The following is a 20,825-nucleotide window of genomic DNA, read 5'->3' as shown; positions in this document are numbered from 1 at the left end:
GATCGAACGAAGCGAGCCATCGCGCCATCCGGGCCGGCTCGCCCGACGCAGTGTGTTTGAAGGCAGGCATCAGACGACATAGGCACGATCGATGAACGCAACTCAGCTTCCGACGAACGAAAATCCTTCGCAGACGAGTGGAGCGCAGGACACGGGGCACGGCGCCGGCCATCGCGACGGCGACATTGCCATCGTCGGCATGGCCTGCCGCTTCCCAGGCGCCGAAAACTATGCGCAGTACTGGGAGAACCTGCTGGCGAGTCGATCGAGCGTGAGCGAAGTGCCGGCCAATCGCTGGGACAAGGACGCCTTCTACTCCGCGGACGCCAGCGAGAAGAACAAGTCGGTGAGTAAGTGGGGCGGTTTCGTCGACGGCGTTGAGTACTTCGATGCGGACTTCTTCGGCGTGTCCGCGCGCGAGGCCGCGGTGATGGATCCGCAGCAGCGCCTGATGCTGGAACAGGCCTGGGCCTGCATCGAGGATGCGGGCTACGACCCGAAGGCGTTCAGCGGTAGCCGCACCGGCGTTTACGTCGGCGTGTTCACCTTCGACTACCGCGACCGGCTGGGCAAGCTGCTCGACAACATCGAGGGGCACGTCTCCACCGGCACGCACACCGCGCTGATCCCCAACCGCATCTCGCATTTCCTCAACCTGCATGGGCCGAGCCTACCGATCGACACGGCTTGCTCCAGTTCGCTGGTGGCGCTGCATAAAGCCGCGCACGCAATCCGCCGCGGCGAGTGCGAACAGGCGCTGGTTGGTGGTGTCAGCGTGCTGTGCAGTCCGACGCACTTCGTCTCCTTCTCCAAGACCGGCATGCTGTCCCCGGACGGCAGCTGCAAGAGCTTCGACGAGCGTGCCAACGGCTACGTGCGCGGCGAAGGCGCGGCGATGGTGCTGGTCAAGCCGCTCGCGCAGGCGATCCGCGACGGCGACCGCATCGCCGCGGTGCTGCGCGGCTCGGCGATGAACCACGGCGGCCGGGCGCGCACGGTGACCTATCCGGGCTCGCTGGCGCAGTCGAACGTGATTGCCGCCGCGCTGCGCGAGGCCGACGTGCCGATGGGCACGCTGACCTACGTCGAGGCGCATGGCACCGGCACGCCCAAGGGCGATCCGATCGAAGTGGAGGGCCTCAAGCTGGCCTTCGGCCGCGTGGCGCACGAGCGCGGCGAGGTACTGGCCGAGGGATCCTGCGCGATCGGCAGCGCCAAGACCAACCTCGGTCACCTGGAGTCGGTGGCCGGCATGGCCGGGCTGATCAAGACCATCCTGTGCATGCGGCACCGCACGCTGCCCGCACTGGTGCACTACCGGAAACTCAATCCGCGCATCAGCTTCGAGCACAGCCCGTTCTACGTGCTCGACGCCGTGCGGCCCTGGCATGCGCTGCACGATGCGGACGGCAGGCCGATTCCGCGCCGCGCCGGCATCAGCTCGTTCGGCTTCGGCGGAGTGAACTCGCACGTGGTGATCGAGGAATACCTCGGCGCCCCCGCGATGCCGGCAGCGGAAGCCGAAGCGGCGACCGAACCGGCGCTGATCCTGCTTTCGGCGAAGACCGAGCCGGTGTTGCGCGAGGCCGCGCGCCGGCTGCTGACGGCCATCGCGACGCCGGAAGTCCGCCGCGCCGGGCTGGCCGATCTCGCCTACACGCTGCAGGTGGGCCGTCGTGCGATGGCGGCGCGGCTGGCCCTGCAGGTCGATTCCATCGATGCGCTGGCGCGTCGACTCGAGCACTGGCTGGCGCAAGGCTCTGCGCCGGATGTCGCGATCGCCGCCGTGCTGGCGCCGGATGTGCTGGCCCAGGCAGCCGACAGCGCCGCTTCCGACGAAGCCATGGCCACGGCCCTGGCCCGGCGCGATCTCGATGCGCTGGCGCGTCGCTGGCTTGAGGGCGCCGAACCGGACTGGGCGCGCCTGCATGAAGGTCGCGCGCGCCATCGCCTGGCGCTGCCGACTTATCCCTTCGTGCGTGAGAAGCACTGGGTCGACACCGCGCCGCTACCGGAGCCAATCTCGGCGCAGGCGGCGCTTCATCCGCTGCTCCACAGCAATAGCTCGAACGTGTTCGGACTGCGCTTCAGCAGCCGCTTCAGCGGCAAGGAATTCTTCCTGGCCGATCACGTGGCGCAGGGCACGCCGACGCTGCCGGCCGCAGCGCAGCTGGAGATGGTGCGTTGCGCGATCGCGCGGGGCCTGGCCATGGAAACGGGCTATCGCTTGCAGGATGTGATGTGGCTGCGCCCGATCCAGGCGTCGGAGCCGCTCGATCTGCATGTTGCGCTGTTTCCCGAAAGCGACGGCCGTTTCGGCTTCGAGCTGTTCAGCGGCGACGACGGTGACGAGGGAGTGGTCTATGGCGAGGGCACGATCGTCGCCGCCGCGCCGGCTTCGTCCGACGCAACGACGCGGCATGACCTCGCCGCCTTGCGTGCCGCGTGCCGCCGCACGCCTCTCGATGCGGCCGGGCGCTATGCCGCCTTCGAGCGCATGGGGCTGGCCTATGGCCCGGCCCATCGCGGGCTGGAAGAACTGCTGATCGGCGAAGGGCTGGCCCTGGCGCGTATCGTGCTGCCGTCGTCGCTGCAGGCGCAGCAGGCGAGCTATGTCCTGCACCCGAGCACGCTCGACGCGGCATTGCAGGCAGCGATCGCCTTCCAGGCCGAGGCCGGCGGCGGCCTGGACAAGGCTGCCTTGATCCTGCCGTTCGCGCTGGGCTCGCTCGAGGTGTTCGGGCCGTGCCGGGATGGCATGTGGGCGGTGATCCGCCGCAGCGCCGGGAGTGCGGCGGGTGATGCCCTGCAGAAATTCGACATCGAGCTGTGCGACGGCGATGGCCGGGTGCAGGCGCGCCTAGGCGGTTTCTGCGCCCGTGCCGTGACTGCGGCGGGCGGCGACGAGGCGGTGCGCACCGCGCTGCTGCAACCGATCTGGGTCGCACAGCCTGCCGAGTTTTCCGCGGCGGTTCCAGCGAAGCACCTAGTTCTGCTGTGCGACGGCGCCACGACGGTGGAAGCGGTGCGCGCGCGCCTGCCCGACGCCGAATGCATGGCCTTCGAAATCGAAGGCGACGCCGCGCAGGCTTATGCGGTAGCGGCGACGGCCTTGCAGCACCATTTGCAGGCGCTGGGCCGTGAGCCAGGGCGGCATCTGGTGCAAGTGATCGTTCCGTGCGAGGGCGCGGCCAGCCTGTTCGCCGGCCTCGGCGGCATGCTGCGCACCGCGCAGCGGGAATATCCGCATATCGCCGGCCAGGTCATCGCGACGGAACCCGGGCAGGACGCGGCCGAGGCGCTTGCCGGTAACCGCGACAGCGCGGCGACGCAGATCCGCTATGCGCATGGCGAACGCCAGGAACTCGCATGGCACGAAGTGACGGCACTCGCGCTCACGCCGGCCGCCATGCCATGGCGCGAGCATGGCGTCTACCTAATCACCGGCGGTGCCGGCGGGCTGGGCTTGATCGTGGCGCGCGAGATCGCGACGCGGGCGAAGTCGCCGACCCTGATCCTCACCGGCCGCTCGCAACCGACGCCGACGCAGCAGGCCAGGTTTGCCGAGCTGGAAGCGCTGGGCGCAACGGTGCGCTACCGCGTGCTGGACGTAGGCGAGCGCGCGGCGGTGCACGAGACGGTGCGCGAAACGGTGGAGGCACATGGCGGCCTGCACGGCATCATCCACAGCGCGGGCGTGCTGCGGGACAGCTTCCTGGCAAAGAAGACGCCGGAGGAACTGGCCGTCGTGCTGCGCGCCAAGGTCGCCGGCACGTTGCATTTGGACGAGGCCAGCCGCGAGCTCGCATTGGACTGCTTCGTCTGCTTCGCCTCGATCTCCGGAGTGCTCGGCAACGTCGGCCAGGCAGACTATGCGGCGGCGAACGCCTTCATGGATGCGTTCGCGCAGCACCGCAGCGCGCAGGTGGCGCGCGGCGAGCGCCGCGGCCGCACGCTGTCGCTGGACTGGCCGCTGTGGGAAGAGGGCGGCATGCAGGTGAGCCAGGCTGCACGCGAGGCGCTGACGCGTGAGCTTGGCCTGCTGCCGCTGCGCAGCGCGAGCGGCTGTGCGGCGCTGGCGCAGGCCTTGGCGGGCGAAGCGCCGCAACTGCTGGTCGTCGAGGGCGCGGTGCGGCGCTTCCAGGCGGAGTTGTCCCGCAAAGTGTTGCCGGCCGCTGCGCCGATCGTGGCAGCGGCCTCGTCCGGCGTCGACGGCGAATGGCAGGGCAAGGCCGAGCGCTACTTCGTGCGGCTGCTGTCGAGCACGCTCAAGCGGCCGGCGCACAGCATCGACGCGCGAGCGCAGATGGAGGCCTATGGCATCGACTCCATCCTGGTGATGGAGCTGACCCGCACGCTGGAGCAGGTGTTCGGCCCGCTGTCGAAGACCTTGCTGTTCGAGTACCAGACCATTGCGGCCCTCGCGGATTATTTCCTGCGGCAGCATCGTGCCCGCCTGGTCGAACTGCTGGGCGATGGCGGCCGCGAGGTATCCGTCGCGCCCGCGCCACGTGCGGAACCTGCACCCGCGTTATCGCCGGCCATGCGCCGACCGCGCTTCGGCAGCGCGGAAACCATCGTACCTGATCGTCGAGTCGCTACCTTCGGGCGCGGCGACACGCCGGCAGCAGCGAGTGACATCGCCATCATCGGCGTGGCCGGGCGCTATCCGCAGGCGACGGATCTGGCGCAGTTCTGGGCCAACCTCAGCCAGGGTCGCGACAGCATCACCGAGATTCCGGTGGAGCGTTGGGATCATGCGGCGTACTTCGATGCGGATCGCAGCAAGGCGGGCAAGACCTACGGCAAGTGGGGCGGTTTCATCGACGGGGTGGATCGGTTCGACCCGCTGTTCTTCAACATCTCGCCACGCGAAGCGGAGCTGATGGATCCGCAGGAGCGGCTGTTCCTGGAGTGCGTGCACGCGACGCTGGAAGACGCCGGCTACACCCGCGAGAACGTGGCGGCGGAGGGCGACGTCGGCGTATTCGTCGGCGTGATGTACGAGGAATACCAGCTGTTTGCCGCACAGGAGCAGGCACGCGGGCGCAACCTCGCGTTGCTCAACAGCGCGGCCTCGGTGGCGAACCGGATTTCCTATTTCTGCAATTTCCACGGCCCCAGCCTGGCGCTGGACACCATGTGCTCGTCGTCGCTGACGGCAATCCACCTGGCCTGCCAGGCATTGCAGCGCGGCGGCTGCGCGGTGGCGATCGCCGGCGGGGTGAACGTATCGGTGCATCCGAACAAGTACCTGATGCTGGCGCAGGGCAAGTTCATCTCCGGCAAGGGCCGCTGCGAGAGCTTCGGCGAAGGGGGCGAAGGGTATGTGCCGGGCGAGGGCGTGGGTGCGGTGCTGCTGAAGCCGCTGGCGCAGGCGCAGGCGGACGGCGACCACATCTACGGGGTGATCCGGGCGACGGCGATCAACCACGGTGGCAAGACCAACGGGTACACGGTGCCGAACCCGAACGCGCAGGCGAAGGTGATCGAGCGGGCGCTGCGCGAGAGCGGTGTGGACGCGCGGGCGATCAGCTACATCGAGGCGCACGGCACCGGCACCAGCCTGGGCGACCCGATCGAGGTCGCGGGGCTGAGCAAGGCATTCGGGCAGTGGACGCAGGATCGGCAGTACTGCGCGATCGGCTCGGCGAAATCGAACATCGGGCATTGCGAGAGCGCGGCGGGGATCGCCGGGGTGACCAAGGTGTTGCTGCAGCTGAAGCACGGGCAATTGGCACCGAGCCTGCATGCGAGCGTGTTGAACCCGAACATCGACTTCGCGCAGACGCCGTTCGTGGTGCAGCAGGCGCTGGCGCCGTGGCCACGTCCGGTGGTGGAGATCGACGGAACGAAGCGGGAGCAGCCGCGTATCGCGGGGGTGTCCTCGTTCGGTGCGGGCGGGGCGAATGCGCACGTGCTGATCGAGGAATACCGAGCGCCGGTGGAGGCGGCGGTGGCGTTGGACGGCCCGGCGCTGGTGGTGCTGTCGGCGCGCACGGCGGAACAGCTGCAGGCCCAGGCGCGCCGCCTGCTGGCAGCGGTGGAGGCAGACGAAGATATCGCGCTGGCCGATCTCGCCTACACCTTGCAGGTGGGGCGCGAAGCGATGGAAGAGCGCCTGGCCCTGCTGGCGAATTCGCTGGACGAGTTGCGCGAGAAACTGCAGGCCTACCTGGGCGGCAACACCGCAGTCGACGAGCTGTATCGCGGCCAGGTCAAGCGCAACAAGGAAGCGCTGGCGGCCCTGGTCGGCGACGACGACATGGACGGCATCGTCGAGACCTGGATCGCCAAGGGCAAGCACGGCAAGCTGCTGGATCTGTGGGTGAAGGGTGTGCCGTTCGAATGGAGCCGCCTGTATGCCGAAGGCCGGCGCCCGCGCCGGATCAGCCTGCCGACCTATCCGTTCGCGGGCGAGCGCTACTGGATTCCGCTCGGGCCGACGGTGCCAGTAGCGGCTGCGGTGGCCGAGGCGCGATTGCACCCGCTCGTGCATCGCAATACCTCCAACCTCGACGGCTTGCGCTTCAGCACGCACTTCAGCGGCGAAGAATTCTTTCTTGCCGATCACCTGGTGCAGGGCGAACGGGTGCTGCCCGGCGCAGCGCAGCTGGAGATGATGCGCTGCGCGGCCATGCAGGCGCTGGATGCCGCGGTACAGGTGCAGCTGCGCAGCGTTGCCTGGCTGCGTCCGGTGCGCGTCGGCGCCGCGGGGATCGACCTGCAACTGGCGCTGCTTTCGCGCGACGACGGCGATCTCGAGATCGAACTCTACGGCGAGGACGAAGGCGGCGAAGCCACGCGGTACAGCCAGGCCTTGGTCGCAGTGGCGGCAGCGTCGCAGGCGACGGCGCTCGACTTGGCCGCGCTGCGGCAACGATGCGCCGTCGCGCACATCGTTGCGGCTGCCGGCTATGCCCGTTTCGCGGCGCTGGGCCTGGGCTACGGCCCGGCCTTCCAGGGCCTGCGCGAATGCTGGGTCGGGCAGGGGGAGCTGCTCGCGAAGATCGCCTTGCCGGCCGTCGTGGAGTCCGGCTTCGCCGATTACGCGCTGCACCCCAGCGTGCTGGATGCAGCCTTGCAGGCCACGCTCGCGCTTTATCCCGAGGCATCTGCACCGCTGCTGCCGTTCGCGCTGGGCAGCCTGGAGCAGGTGGCGCCGTGCGCGGCGCTCATGTGGGCCTATGTGCGACTGAGCGAAGGCGCACCAGCCGAGGGTGCCGTGCAAAGGCTGGACATCGATCTCTGCGACGAACAGGGCGTGGTGTGCGTGCGTCTCAGGCAGTTCGGCCTGCGCGCTGCGCTGGCGCTGCGGCAAAGCAGTGTCTCGCGGTTGGCCACGGCCGCCGCGGGCGACATCCTGCTGATGCGTCCCGTCTGGACTGCCGCCCCCGTGTCGCCGGCTGTGCCGCAGGCATGGACGAGGCGCCAGGTGCTGATCTGCGGCATGTCGCAGATAGATGCCTCCGAGTTGCAGGGCCAGTTGCCCGATGCGTCATGCCTGGCCTTCGACGTCGGCACCGATCCGGCGGAGAGCTTTGTCGGTGCCGCGGAGGCGCTGCTGGGGCAACTGCAGTCGCTGGCCCGCGAGCCTGGCCAGTCGCTGGTGCAGGTTCTGCTGCCGCAGAGCGGTACCGGCGCGTTGTTCGCCGGGCTGGGCGGCATGTTGCGCACGGCGCAGCTGGAACATCCGCGCCTCCGCGGCCAGCTGATCGCGCTGGAGCCGGGCCAGGACGCCGCACAAGCGTTGCGCGACAACGCCGCCGACACGGCGTTCCAATTGCGCTATCGACAGGGCGAGCGCCAGCTGGCGGGATGGGTGGACCTGGCGGCGCCGGCGAACGCGGCGGCGCCGTGGAAGGCGCAGGGCGTCTACCTGATCACCGGCGGCGCGGGCGGGCTGGGCTTGCTGACGGCGCGCGAGATCGCCACCCGGGTGCGCAATCCGGTACTCGTGCTGACCGGCCGCACGCCCATGCACGAAGGCATCCAGGCGAAGCTGCGCGAGCTGGAAAGCTTGGGCGCAGTGGTGCGCTACCAAGCTGTGGACGTGGCGGATGCCGTGGCGCTGACCGCGCTGGTACAGTCGATTCCGGAAGAGTTCGAGAGCCTGGATGGCATCGTGCACAGCGCCGGCGTGCTGCGCGACAGCTTCCTGCAGAAGAAGACACCCGAGCAATTGCGGGAAGTGCTGGCGGCGAAGGTGGCTGGCACGCTGCACCTGGACGAGGCCAGCCGCGGCATGGCGCTGGATTGTTTCGTGCTGTTCTCGTCGATCACCGGCGCGCTCGGCAACCTGGGCCAGGCCGACTACGCGGCGGCGAACGCCTTCATGGATGCGTTCGCGCATCGGCGCAACGAGCAGGTGGCGCGTGGCGAGCGCCACGGGCACACCTTGTCGGTGAACTGGCCGCTGTGGGACGAGGGCGGCATGCAGGTCGACGAAGCGACCCGTGCGCTGCTGGCGCGGCAGTTCGGCATGCAGCCGCTGGCCACGGCACGGGGCATGCAGGCCCTGCATGCGATCTGGGCCAGCGGGGAGGGGCAGGCGCTGGCGATGGCCGGCGACGCCGCGCGCATCCGCGAGGTGGTGCAGGGTAGGCCGGCGCCTGCGGCCGTTGTGCCGACCGCATCGGCGCCCGCGTCGGCGCAGGCGCCGGCGATCGGCCAGCCAGCCGGCCTGGCGGAGCGACTGAAGGCGGCGCTGGTCGAGCTGGTCTCGGCGCTGATCAAGGTGCGGCCGCAGGATATCGACGGCGAAACGGCGCTGAGCGAATACGGCTTCGACTCGGTCACGCTGACCGAATTCGGCAACGCGATCAACCGGCGCTACGGGCTGGAGCTGCAGCCCACGGTCTTTTTCGAATACCCGACGCTGGACGGCCTGGTCGGCCATCTGCAGCGCGAGCATCAGGTCACGCTCGCCGCGCAGCTTGCTCCGCCAATCGACGAGGGCGCTGCGAAGACCACGGCGCCCGCACCGGCGGCAGCGGCATCCGCGCCGCCTCCGGCCAGGATGCAGGAACGTGTGCGCGGTTGGAGCCGCAGCGCGCGGCCGGCCGCAGCGACGACGGCGAGCAACGAGCCGATCGCGATCATCGGCATGAGCGGGCAGTTCCCGCAGGCACCGGATATGGAGGCGTTCTGGCAGAACCTGCTGGAAGGCCGCGACTGCATCACCGAGATCCCGCGCGAGCGCTGGGACTGGCGGGCGTGGTATGGCGACCCCGCGCACGAGCCGAACCGCACCAACATCAAGTGGGGCGGCTTCATCGACGGTGTGGATGCCTTCGACCCGATGTTCTTCGGCATCTCGCCGAAGGAAGCGGAGCTGATGGATCCGCAGCAGCGCCTGATGATGATCCACATCTGGAAAGCGCTGGAGGATGCCGGCTATGCAGGCACGGCGCTGGCCGGCAGCGATGCCGCGATTTACGTCGGCACCATGGGCACCGGCTATGCCACCCTGATCGCACGGGCGCAGACCGCGATCGAGGGCTATTCGTCGACTGGCGCGGTGGCCTCGGTCGGCCCGAACCGGATGAGCTATTTCCTCGATTTTCACGGCCCGAGCGAGCCGGTGGAAACCGCCTGCTCCAGCTCGCTGGTGGCGCTGCGGCGCGGCGTGGCGGCGATCCGCGGCGGCGAATCGGCCATCGCGGTGGTCGGCGGGGTCAATACGCTGATCACGCCCGACCTGCACATCAGCTTCAACAAGGCCGGCATGTTGAGCGAGGACGGCCGTTGCAAGACCTTCGCGGCGGAGGCCAACGGCTACGTGCGCGGCGAAGGCGCGGCGATGCTGGTGCTGAAGAAACTGTCCGAAGCCGAGCGCGATGGCGACCACATCTACGGCGTGGTGCGTGGCGTGGCAGAGAACCACGGCGGCCGCGCCAATTCGCTCACTGCGCCCAACCCGGGCGCACAGGCGGCGGTGGTGCGGCGCGCCTACGAGGAAGCCGGGATCGATCCGCGCACGGTGGGCTACATCGAGGCGCACGGTACCGGTACGCCGCTGGGCGATCCGGTGGAAGTCAACGGGCTGAAGGCGGCCTTCCAGGCGCTGTATGCGGCCACCGGCGACGCGACGGTGAACGGTACCCACTGCGGCCTGGGCTCGGTCAAGACCAATATCGGCCATCTGGAACTGGCCGCCGGCGTGGCGGGCGTGGTCAAGGTGCTGCTGCAGATGAAGCACCGCACGCTGGTGCGGAGTCTGCACAGCGAGACGCTGAATCCGTACATCGGACTGGCCGGCAGTCCGTTCTACGTGGTGCAGGAGGCGCGCGCGTGGGAGGCGCCGCTGGATGCGCAAGGCCGACCGCTGCCGCGTCGCGCCGGGGTCAGTTCGTTCGGCTTCGGCGGGGTGAACGCGCACGTGGTGCTGGAAGAGTACGTGGCGCCGGCCACGGCCACTCCCGCGGCGGATGCTCCGGCGGCGGTGGTGCTGTCGGCGCGCGATGCCGAGCGCTTGCAGGTGCAGGTGCAGCAGTTGCTGGCCTTCCTGGATGCGCCGGCGTCGTCGTCGACGACGCTGGCCGACCTGGCCTACACCCTGCAGGTGGGCCGTGAAGGCATGGAGGAACGCCTCGGCCTGGTGGTCGGCTCGCTGGGTGAACTGCGCCAGCGGCTGGCCGCCTATCTCGACGGCAACGCCGACGGCATGCAGCGTGGCCGGGCGCGTCGCGAGAAGCAGGCGGCAACGCCGGACGAGACCCGCATGGCGCAGCTGCGCAGTTGGGCCGAACAGGGCCGGTGGGGCGAGTTGCTGTCGCATTGGGTGGCGGGCGAACGGGTGGACTGGGCTGGTCTGTACGGCGAGCGCAGGCCGCGCCGCATCAGCCTGCCCACGTATCCCTTCGCCAGAGAGCGCTGCTGGGTGGCAGCAGGCGACGTGAACCTGCCGGCTGCCACCGCGGCCTGGAGCGTGCTGCATCCACTGGTGCAGAGGAATACCTCGAACCTGCTCGGCCCGCGCTATAGCAGCCGACTCGAGGGCAGCGAATTTTTCCTGGCCGAGCACGTGGTACGCGAGCGCAAGCTGTTGCCGGGCGTGGCCCAACTGGAGATGGCGCACTTCGCCGCAGTCGCGGCCCGCGACGGCGCTGGCCGCCTGCATCTGAAGGACATCGTGTGGGAGCGTCCCGCCGCGGTAGGCGACGACGGCCTGGATCTGCATGTGTCGCTGTATCCGGAGCCGCGCGGCGACATCGGCTACCAGATCCATGCCGAATCCGCGGAGGGCGTCGCCGAAATCTACAGCCGTGGGGTACTGACCGCGGCCGTCGGTGAGGATACTGCGGTACGCCATGACCTCGAGGCCTTGCGGCGGCAATGCACGCAAGCACATCTGGATGCCGCGTCCTGCTATGCGCGTTTCGCCGAGCTTGGCCTGCACTACGGTGAAAGCTTCCAGGGCATGCGCGAGCTGTTCGCCGGCACTGGCCTGGCGCTCGCCCGCATCGAGTTGCCGCCGTCGCGGCAGGGCACCCGCGATCGCTATGGAATGCATCCTAGCCTGCTCGACGCGGCCTGGCAGGCCGCGATCGGCCTGAGCATCGGGGCAGGGCACGCGCCGGCGCTCATGCTGCCGTTCGCGCTCGATCGCCTGGAGATCGTCGAGGCTTGCCCGGACAGTTTGTGGGCGGTGGTGCGACCCAGCGAAGGCCGTGCGGCCGGCGCAGCCGTGCAGGTGGTGGACATCGACTTGTGCGATGGCGATGGCCGGGTCTGCCTGCGTTGCCTTGGCCTGAGCTTGAAGGCGCTGGTGCCGGAAAACGGCGCGGTCGCCGCCGACGCTGCAGCGGCTAGGCAGGCGAGCGGCGACGCCGACGTATCGCCGGCGTCGGCGGAAACGACGTCGGCCGAAACGGTCGTGGGGGAAGCGGCCGACGACTTCGAGGAACGCGCGCTGCGCCATTTCGTGCGCTTCTTGGCGACGAGGCTGAAGCTGCCGGCGCATGCGATCGATCCGCGCACGCCACTGGAGACCTACGGTATCGATTCGATCATGGTGCTCGATCTCACGCGGGCGCTGGAACGGCAGTTCGGGCCGCTGCCGAAGACCTTGTTCTTCGAGTACCAGACCTTGGCGGCCTTGAGCGGCTATTTCGTGCAGCAGCATCGCGAGTCCATGCTTGGGCTGCTCGGCGAAGCCCGTGCCGCGACGGCCGTGGTGGCGGCCCCCGCGCTTGGCCGTAAAGTCTCGGAAACCCCGCCGGTTGGGCGTCGCGCAGGCTACGAGAGCAGTCGTGGCCAGCACACGGAGGGTGCCGCCGCGGTAGGCGACATCGCCATCATCGGCGTGGCTGGGCGTTATCCGCAGGCGGCGGATCTGGCACAGTTCTGGGCCAACCTCAGCCAGGGCCGCGACAGCATCACCGAGATTCCGCTGGAACGCTGGGATCACCGCAAACACTACGACGAAGACCGTAGCAAGCCGGGCAAGTGCTACGGCAAGTGGGGCGGTTTCATCGACGGGGTGGATCGTTTCGATCCGCTGTTCTTCAACATTTCGCCGCGCGAAGCGGAGCTGATGGATCCGCAGGAGCGGCTGTTCCTGGAGTGCGTGCACGCGACATTGGAAGATGCCGGCTACACCCGCGAGAACGTGGCGGCAGAGGGCGACGTCGGCGTGTTCGTCGGCGTGATGTACGAGGAATACCGCATGTTCGGCGCGCAGGAGCAGGCACTGGGCCGACCGATCGCGATACCGGGCAGTCCTGCCTCGATCGCCAACCGCATCTCGTACTTCAACAATTTCCACGGCCCCAGCCTGATGCTGGACACCATGTGCTCGTCGTCGCTGACGGCAATCCATCTGGCCTGCCAGGCATTGCAGCGTGGTGGCTGCGCGGTGGCGATCGCCGGCGGGGTGAACGTGTCGGTGCATCCGAACAAGTACCTGATGCTGGCGCAGGGCAAGTTCATCTCCGGAAAGGGCCGCTGCGAGAGCTTCGGCGAAGGGGGCGAAGGGTATGTGCCGGGCGAGGGCGTGGGCGCGGTGCTGCTGAAGCCGCTGGCGCAGGCGCAGGCGGACGGCGACCACATCTACGGGGTGATCCGGGCGACGGCGATCAACCACGGTGGCAAGACCAACGGGTACACGGTGCCGAACCCGAACGCGCAGGCGAAGGTGATCGAGCGGGCGTTGCGCGAGAGCGGTGTGGACGCGCGGTCGATCAGCTACATCGAAGCGCACGGCACCGGCACCAGCCTGGGCGACCCGATCGAGATCGCGGGGTTGAGCAAGGCGTTCGGGCAGTGGACGCAGGATCGGCAGTACTGCGCGATCGGCTCGGCGAAGTCGAACATCGGGCATTGCGAGAGCGCGGCGGGCATCGCCGGGGTGACCAAGGTGCTGCTGCAGCTGAAGCACGGGCAGCTGGCGCCGAGCCTGCACGCAAGCGTGCTGAACCCGAACATCGACTTCGCGCAGACGCCGTTCGTGGTGCAGCAGGCGCTGGCGCCGTGGCCACGTCCGGTGGTGGAGATCGACGGAACGAAGCGGGAGCAGCCGCGTATCGCGGGGGTGTCCTCGTTCGGTGCGGGCGGGGCGAATGCGCACGTGCTGATCGAGGAATACCGAGCGCCGGTGGAGGCGGCGGTGGCGTTGGACGGCCCGGCGCTGGTGGTGCTGTCGGCGCGCACGGCGGAACAGCTGCAGGCCCAGGCGCGCCGCCTGCTGGCAGCGGTGGAGGCAGACGAAGATATCGCGCTGGCCGATCTCGCCTACACCTTGCAGGTGGGGCGCGAAGCGATGGAAGAGCGCCTGGCCCTGCTGGCGAATTCGCTGGACGAGTTGCGCGAGAAACTGCAGGCCTACCTGGCCGGCGATACGACGGTCGACGGCATGTATCGCGGCCAGGCGAAGCGGCCGCAGGATACATTGGGCTCTCTGGCCGATGACGACGGCCTGGACGCGATGATCGATACCTGGGTGGCGCGGCGTCGCTACGACCGACTGCTGGAATGGTGGACGAAGGGCCTGGCATTCGACTGGCAGCGTCTCTACGGCGCGCGGAAGCCGCGCCGGATCAGCCTGCCGACCTATCCGTTCGCGGGCGAGCGCTACTGGATTCCTACCGGGCCGACGGCGACCGCGAACGCCGATGTGTTGCATCCGCTCCTGCACCGCAATACCTCGACCTTCGCGGTGCAACGCTTCAGTACGCATTTCAGCGGCGAGGAATTCTTCTTCGCCGACCATGTGGTGCAGGGTGTCCGTGTGCTGCCGGCCGCCGCACAGCTGGAGATGGCGCGCCGCGCGGCCTGCATGTCGATCGGCGAGCCGGCTTCGCTGCGCCTGACGCATGTGGCATGGCTGCGGCCGGTGGTGGCGCCGGCCGACGGCGTATCCGTGGACATCGCCTTGTTGCCGCAGGACGACGGCGAGATCGCCTTCGAAATTCGCGGTGGCGCCGCCGATGCGGATGCGCTGCTGTACGGCCACGGCAGGCTGGCGATCGGCGCGACGCCTGCGTCCTTGCCGTCCAGGGATCTGGCTGCGCTGCGGCAGGCCTGCGATGTCGCCCGCCTGGACGCGGCAACCTGCTATGCGCGCTTTGCGCGGATGGGGCTGCACTACGGCCCGGTTTTCCAGGGCCTGCAGGAACTCTTCGTCGGTGCCGACCAGGTTCTTGCGCGGATCGCGCTGCCGGCGGCGGCACAGGCGGAAGATCACGACTACGTGCTGCATCCGGCAGTGCTGGACGCGGCGCTGCAAGCTGCGCTCGGCCTGAGCGACGAAACCGGCCTGTGGCTGCCGGCCGCGCTGGATTCGCTGGAGATACTGGCGCCTTGCCCGCCGATGCTGTGGGCGGTGGCGCATCGCCGCGCCGCGAGCGATGCCTCGCAGCGGATAGATCTGGAGCTGTGCGACGAGGCGGGCGCAGTCTGCGTGCGGCTGGATAGGCTCGAGCTGCGCGCCGTGGCGGGCATCGCACAATCCACGCCATCCGTGCAGACCGTGCTGGCCGCTCCAGGCTGGGAAGCGTGTCCCGTGGCAGATGATGCAAAGCTTGCCGTGATCGCCGGGCATCAGGTGCTGCTCTGCGGTTGCGGCGCCGCGGCTGCGGCCGCGGTGCGGGCGCGACTGCCCGAAGCCGATTGTCTGGTATTCGAGATCGACGAGCAGCCCGCGCAGGCGTATGCGGTGGCGGCGGAAACCCTGCTGCAGCGCCTGCAGTCGTTGGGCCGCGCGCCAGGTCGGCAGCGGGTGCAGATCGTGGTGCCCGACACCGGCATCGCCGGGGTGTTCGCCGGCCTGGGCGGCATGCTGCGCACGGCGCAACTGGAATATCCGCACATCGCCGCGCAGCTGCTCGTGCTGGAAGCGGGGCAGGACATCGCGCAGGCCTTGCTCGACAACCGGCGCGATGCGGCTTTCGCGGTGCGCTATCGCGGCGGCGAGCGCCAAGTGGCGGGCTGGAGCGTGCTGCCTGCCGCGACGGATGCATCGACGCCGTGGAAAGACTGCGGGGTCTACTTGATCACCGGCGGTGCCGGCGGGCTAGGCTTGATCGTGGCGCGCGAGATCGCAACGCGGGCGAAGTCGCCGACCCTGATCCTCACCGGCCGCTCGCAGCCGACGCCGACGCAGCAGGCCAGGTTCGCGGAGCTGGAAGCGCTGGGCGCAACGGTGCGCTACCGCGCGCTGGACGTAGGCGAGCGCGCGGCGGTGCAGGAGACGGTGCGCGAAACGGTGGAGGCACATGGCGGCCTGCACGGCATCATCCACAGCGCGGGCGTGCTGCGGGACAGCTTCCTGGCGAAGAAGACGCCGGAGGAACTGGCCGCGGTGCTGCACGCCAAGGTCGCCGGCACGCTGCATCTGGACGAGGCTAGCCGCGAGCTGCCGCTGGATTGTTTCGTGCTGTTCTCCTCCGTCGCCGGCGCGATCGGCAACGTCGGCCAGGCGGACTATGCGGCGGCGAACGCCTTCATGGATGCGTTCGCGCAGCATCGCAGCGCGCAGGTGGCGCGCGGCGAGCGCCGCGGCCGCACGCTGTCGGTGAATTGGCCGCTTTGGGAAGAGGGCGGCATGCATGTGGACGAGGCGACGCGCGGTTATCTGCTGCGCGAGCTGGGCATGACGCCGCTGCGCAGCGCGCACGGCTGCATGGCGCTGGCGCAAGCGCTGGCAATGGATCAGCCGCAGGTGCTGGTCGCCGAGGGCGTGCGCGAACGCCTGCTGGAACGCCTGCTTGGCCTGGCGCCCGCGAGGGCGGAAACGGTTGTGCCGGCTTCGGGGGCAGCGGCGGTCGCCACCGCTCCGGCGGTGTCCAGCCCGGCGCCGGACGATCTACGCGAGCGCACCGTGCGCCATCTGGTGCGGCTGCTGTCGGCCACGCTCAAGCTGGCGCCGCAGGGCATCGATGCGGCAATGCGCCTGGAGGCCTACGGCATCGACTCGGTAATGGTCATGGATCTGACCGCGCGCCTGGAGAAAACCTTCGGGCCGCTGCCAAAGACTCTGTTCTTCGAATACCAGACCATTGCGGCTCTCGCGGATTATTTCCTGCAGCGGCATCGCGATGCCCTGGTGGAACTGCTGGGCGAACAGGCCGCGACTGCCGTTCCGGCGAGCTTGCCGAAATCGCACAACGGGCTGCCGGTATCCACGCCCGGTCTCGTTCGCTCGCGTTTCGCCCTGCGTCACACGTCGGCTGCGGTGGGCGACATCGCCATCGTCGGCGTGGCCGGGCGCTATCCGCAGGCGGCAGATCTGGCACAGTTCTGGGCCAACCTCAGCCAGGGCCGCGACAGCATCACCGAGATTCCGCTGGAACGCTGGGATCATGCGGCGTATTTCGATGCGGATCGCAGCAAGCCGGGCAAGACCTACGGCAAGTGGGGCGGCTTCATCGACGGGGTGGATCGTTTCGATCCGCTGTTCTTCAACATTTCGCCGCGCGAAGCGGAACTGATGGATCCGCAGGAGCGGTTGTTCCTGGAGTGCGTGCACGCGACGCTGGAAGACGCCGGCTACACCCGCGAGAACGTGGCGGCGGAGGGCGACGTCGGCGTGTTCGTCGGCGTGATGTACGAGGAATACCAGCTCTACGGTGCGCAAGGTCAGCAACGCGGCGAGCCGCTGGCGGTGGCGGGAAGCCCGGCTTCGATCGCCAACCGCATCTCGTACTTCTGCAATCTCCACGGCCCCAGCCTGGCGCTGGACACCATGTGCTCGTCGTCGCTGACGGCGATTCACCTGGCCTGCCAGGCATTGCAGCGTGGCGGCTGCGCGGTGGCGATCGCCGGCGGGGTGAACGTGTCGGTGCATCCGAACAAGTACCTGATGCTGGCGCAGGGCAAGTTCATCTCCGGCAAGGGCCGCTGCGAGAGCTTCGGCGAAGGGGGCGAAGGGTATGTGCCGGGCGAGGGCGTGGGCGCGGTGCTGCTGAAGCCGCTGGCGCAGGCGCAGGCGGACGGCGATCACATCTACGGGGTGATCCGGGCGACGGCGATCAACCACGGGGGCAAGACCAACGGGTACACGGTGCCGAACCCGAACGCACAGGCGAAGGTGATCGAACGGGCGCTGCGCGAGAGCGGCGTGGACGCACGGGCGATCAGCTACATCGAGGCGCACGGCACCGGCACCAGCCTGGGCGACCCGATCGAGATCGCGGGGTTGAGCAAGGCGTTCGGGCAGTGGACGCAGGATCGGCAGTACTGCGCGATCGGCTCGGCGAAATCGAACATCGGGCATTGCGAGAGCGCGGCGGGGATCGCCGGGGTGACCAAGGTGCTGCTGCAGCTGAAGCACGGGCAGCTGGCGCCGAGCCTGCATGCGAGCGTGTTGAACCCGAACATCGACTTCGCGCAGACGCCGTTCGTGGTGCAGCAGGCGCTGGCGCCGTGGTCACGTCCGGTGGTGGAGATCGGCGGAACGAAGCGGGAGCAGTCGCGCATCGCGGGGGTGTCCTCGTTCGGTGCGGGCGGGGCGAATGCGCACGTGTTGATCGAGGAATACCGTGCGCCGGTGGAGGCGGCGGTGGCGTTGGACGGCCCGGCGCTGGTGGTGCTGTCGGCGCGCAGCGAAGATCGCCTGCGCGAACAGGTACGGCGGCTGCTGGAAGCCGTGGCAGCAGACGACAGCGTGGCTCTGGCCGACCTGGCCTATACGCTGCAGGTAGGGCGCGAAGCGATGGAAGAGCGCCTGGCCCTGCTGGTGAACTCGCTGGACGAGTTGCGCGAGAAACTGCAGGCCTACCTGGCCGGCGAGCAGGCGATCGAGGATGTCTACCGCGGCCAGCTCAAGCGCAACAAGGAGACGCTCGCCGCGCTGATCGGCGACGACGATATCAGCGTCGCGGTCGAGGCCTGGATCGCCAAGCGCAAGTTCGACAAGCTGCTCGAGCTGTGGGTGAAGGGCCTGGCATTCGATTGGCAGCGCCTCTACGGTGCGCGGAAGCCGCGCCGGATCAGCCTGCCGACCTATCCGTTCGCGGGCGAGCGTTACTGGATCCCGGAAACGAAGGCGCTACTGCACCTGCCATCCGCGTCGGCCGCGGTGCTGCATCCCCTGCTGCACCGGAATACCTCGGACGTGGCCGGACTGCGCTTCAGCACGCAGTTCAGCGGCGAGGAGTTCTTCCTCGCCGACCACGTGGTGCAGGGTGTACGCCTGCTGCCCGGCGTGGCGCAGTTGGAAATAGCGCACCGCGCGATCGGCGAGGTGCTGGGCGCCACTGCCGCGATCGGCTTGAGCGATGTGGTGTGGACGCGGCCGGCGCAGGTGGGCGCCGACGGGCTGTCGCTGCACATCGCGCTGTACCCCGAAGAGAGCGGCGAAGTCGGCTTCGACATCTTCAGCGAAGGAGCAGCGGGCGAGGCCGTGCTGCACAGCCAAGGCATCGGCCGCCTGGGCGCAGCGCCGCCGGAAGCATCGCCGGTACACGATCTGACGGCCTGGCGCGCGCGCTGCGGGCAGGCACATTGGGATGCCCCGGCCTGCTATGCCTTGTTCGAACGGCTCGGCCTGCATTACGGGCCGGCCTTCCGGGGGCTCGGTGAGCTGTTCGTGGGCTCGCAGCAGGTATTGGCGCGGATCGCCCTGCCTGCATCGGCACAGGTCTCGCGGAACGACTATGTGCTGCATCCCAGCTTGCTGGATGCTGCCCTGCAGGCCGCGCTTGGCCTGCAACTGGAGGCGGGCGGTGCCGATGCGGTGGATCTGATGCTGCCTTTTGCACTGGGCGGCCTGGAATGCTTCGCGGCTTGCCCCGATGCGGCCTGGGCGTTGGTGCGCCGCAGCGCCGGCAGCCAGGCGGGCGACGCGGTGCAGCGACTGGATATCGACCTGTGCGACGAGCGTGGCGCGGTCTGCGTGCGCCTGAAGGAATTCAGCCTGCGCGCCCCGGCCGCCGACGGTACGCGCGGGCCGGCCTCGCCGGTTTCGAGGACGGCCACGCCGTCCCAGGCCTTGCTGTTGCAGCCGGCTTGGACGACGCAGGCGGCGCGCGAAGGAGCCGCGGCGCAGCGAAGCTTTGCCACGCGGCAGTTGCTGTTGTGCGGATGGCCCGAAGACGTGGTGAAGACGCTGTGCGCCGGGATGCCGGCAATGAATTGCCACGTCGTCGATGCCGCAACGGATCTTGCCGACGGCTACGAAGCGGCGGCCGTCATCTTGCTGGAACAGCTGCAATCCCTGAGCGGCCAGGCCGGCCAGCATCTGGTGCAGGTGGTGGTGCCGAGCCAGGGGCCGGGCCAGCTCATGGCCGGCCTGAGCGGCATGCTGCGCACGGCGCAGATGGAAAACCCGCGCATCGTCGGCCAGTTGATCCGTATCGAAGACAGCCAGGATCTGGCGCGGACGCTGCGCGAAAACCACGACGGCTTGGCGGCGCAGGTGCGCTACGTGGACGGCGTACGCCAGATCGGCGGCTGGGTCGAGCGTATGCCCGAAGCGGCGCCGGGTTCACCGTGGAAAGACCAGGGGGTCTACCTGATCACCGGCGGCGCCGGCGGGCTGGGCTTGGTCTTCGCGCGGGAGATCGCGCGCCAGGCGCGCAATCCGGTGCTGGTGCTGACTGGCCGCTCTCCGCTCGACGAAACCATCCAGGCGGCGATTCACGGCCTGGAGGCGCTGGGTGCCGTGGTGCGCTACCACGCGGTCGATGTTGCCGATGCGGCGGCGCTGACTGCGCTGGTGCGCGGCATTCCGGAGGAATTCGAAAGCCTCGACGGTATCGTGCACAGCGCAGGCGTGCTGCGCGACAGCTTCCTGCAGAAGAAGACCCCGCGAGAACTGCACGACGTGCTGCAGGCCAAGGTGGCGGGCACCTTGAACCTGGACGCGGCAAGCCGCGAGATGGCGCTGGACTGCTTCATCTGCTTCTCCTCGATCGCCGGCGCGGTAGGCAACGTGGGGCAGGCCGACTACGCGGCGGCGAACGCCTTCATGGATGCGTTCGCGCACTACCGAAACGAGCTGGCAGCGCAGGGGCTGCGGCAGGGGCGCACGCTGTCGGTGAACTGGCCGCTGTGGGCCGAGGGCGGCATGCGGGTGGACGAGGCGACGCGCGCGATGCTGGCGCGGCAGCTGGGCATGCATCCGTTGCGCAGCGAGGACGGCGTATGGGCGCTGCGCCAGGGCTGGTGCAGCGGGCAGAGCCAGTGGCTGGTGGTCGCGGGCGAGACGGCGCGGTTGCGCGATGCGATGCTCGGCACGTCGCGCGAGTCTGCCGCCGCACCGGTCGCGCCGGACATGGCGAGCGACGAGGCATTGGCCGGCGCGCACCGTGCCGATGCGGTGGCAGCGGACAAGCATGCGCCGATGCCGGCATGGCAGCCGTGGCCGGCGGCGTTGCAGCAGG

General features: G+C 69.0%; 1 protein-coding gene (running past one end of the window). It reads left to right on the top strand.

Annotated elements, in window-relative coordinates:
* The first annotated feature begins 91 nt into the window (after window positions 1-91).
* Window positions 92-20,825 carry the 5' portion of an amino acid adenylation domain-containing protein gene (locus ACZ5Z2_RS10930; RefSeq protein ID WP_464758601.1) on the top strand. The gene runs 15,956 nt beyond the window's last position, so 20,734 of the gene's 36,690 nt are visible here — the first part of the coding sequence; the start codon lies at window positions 92-94; the stop codon falls past the right edge of the window.

This window comes from Rhodanobacter sp. G1 (assembly GCF_055397855.1).
The sequence above is the reverse complement of the archived record's forward strand: the minus strand, read 5'-3'. Positions and strand labels throughout refer to the sequence as shown.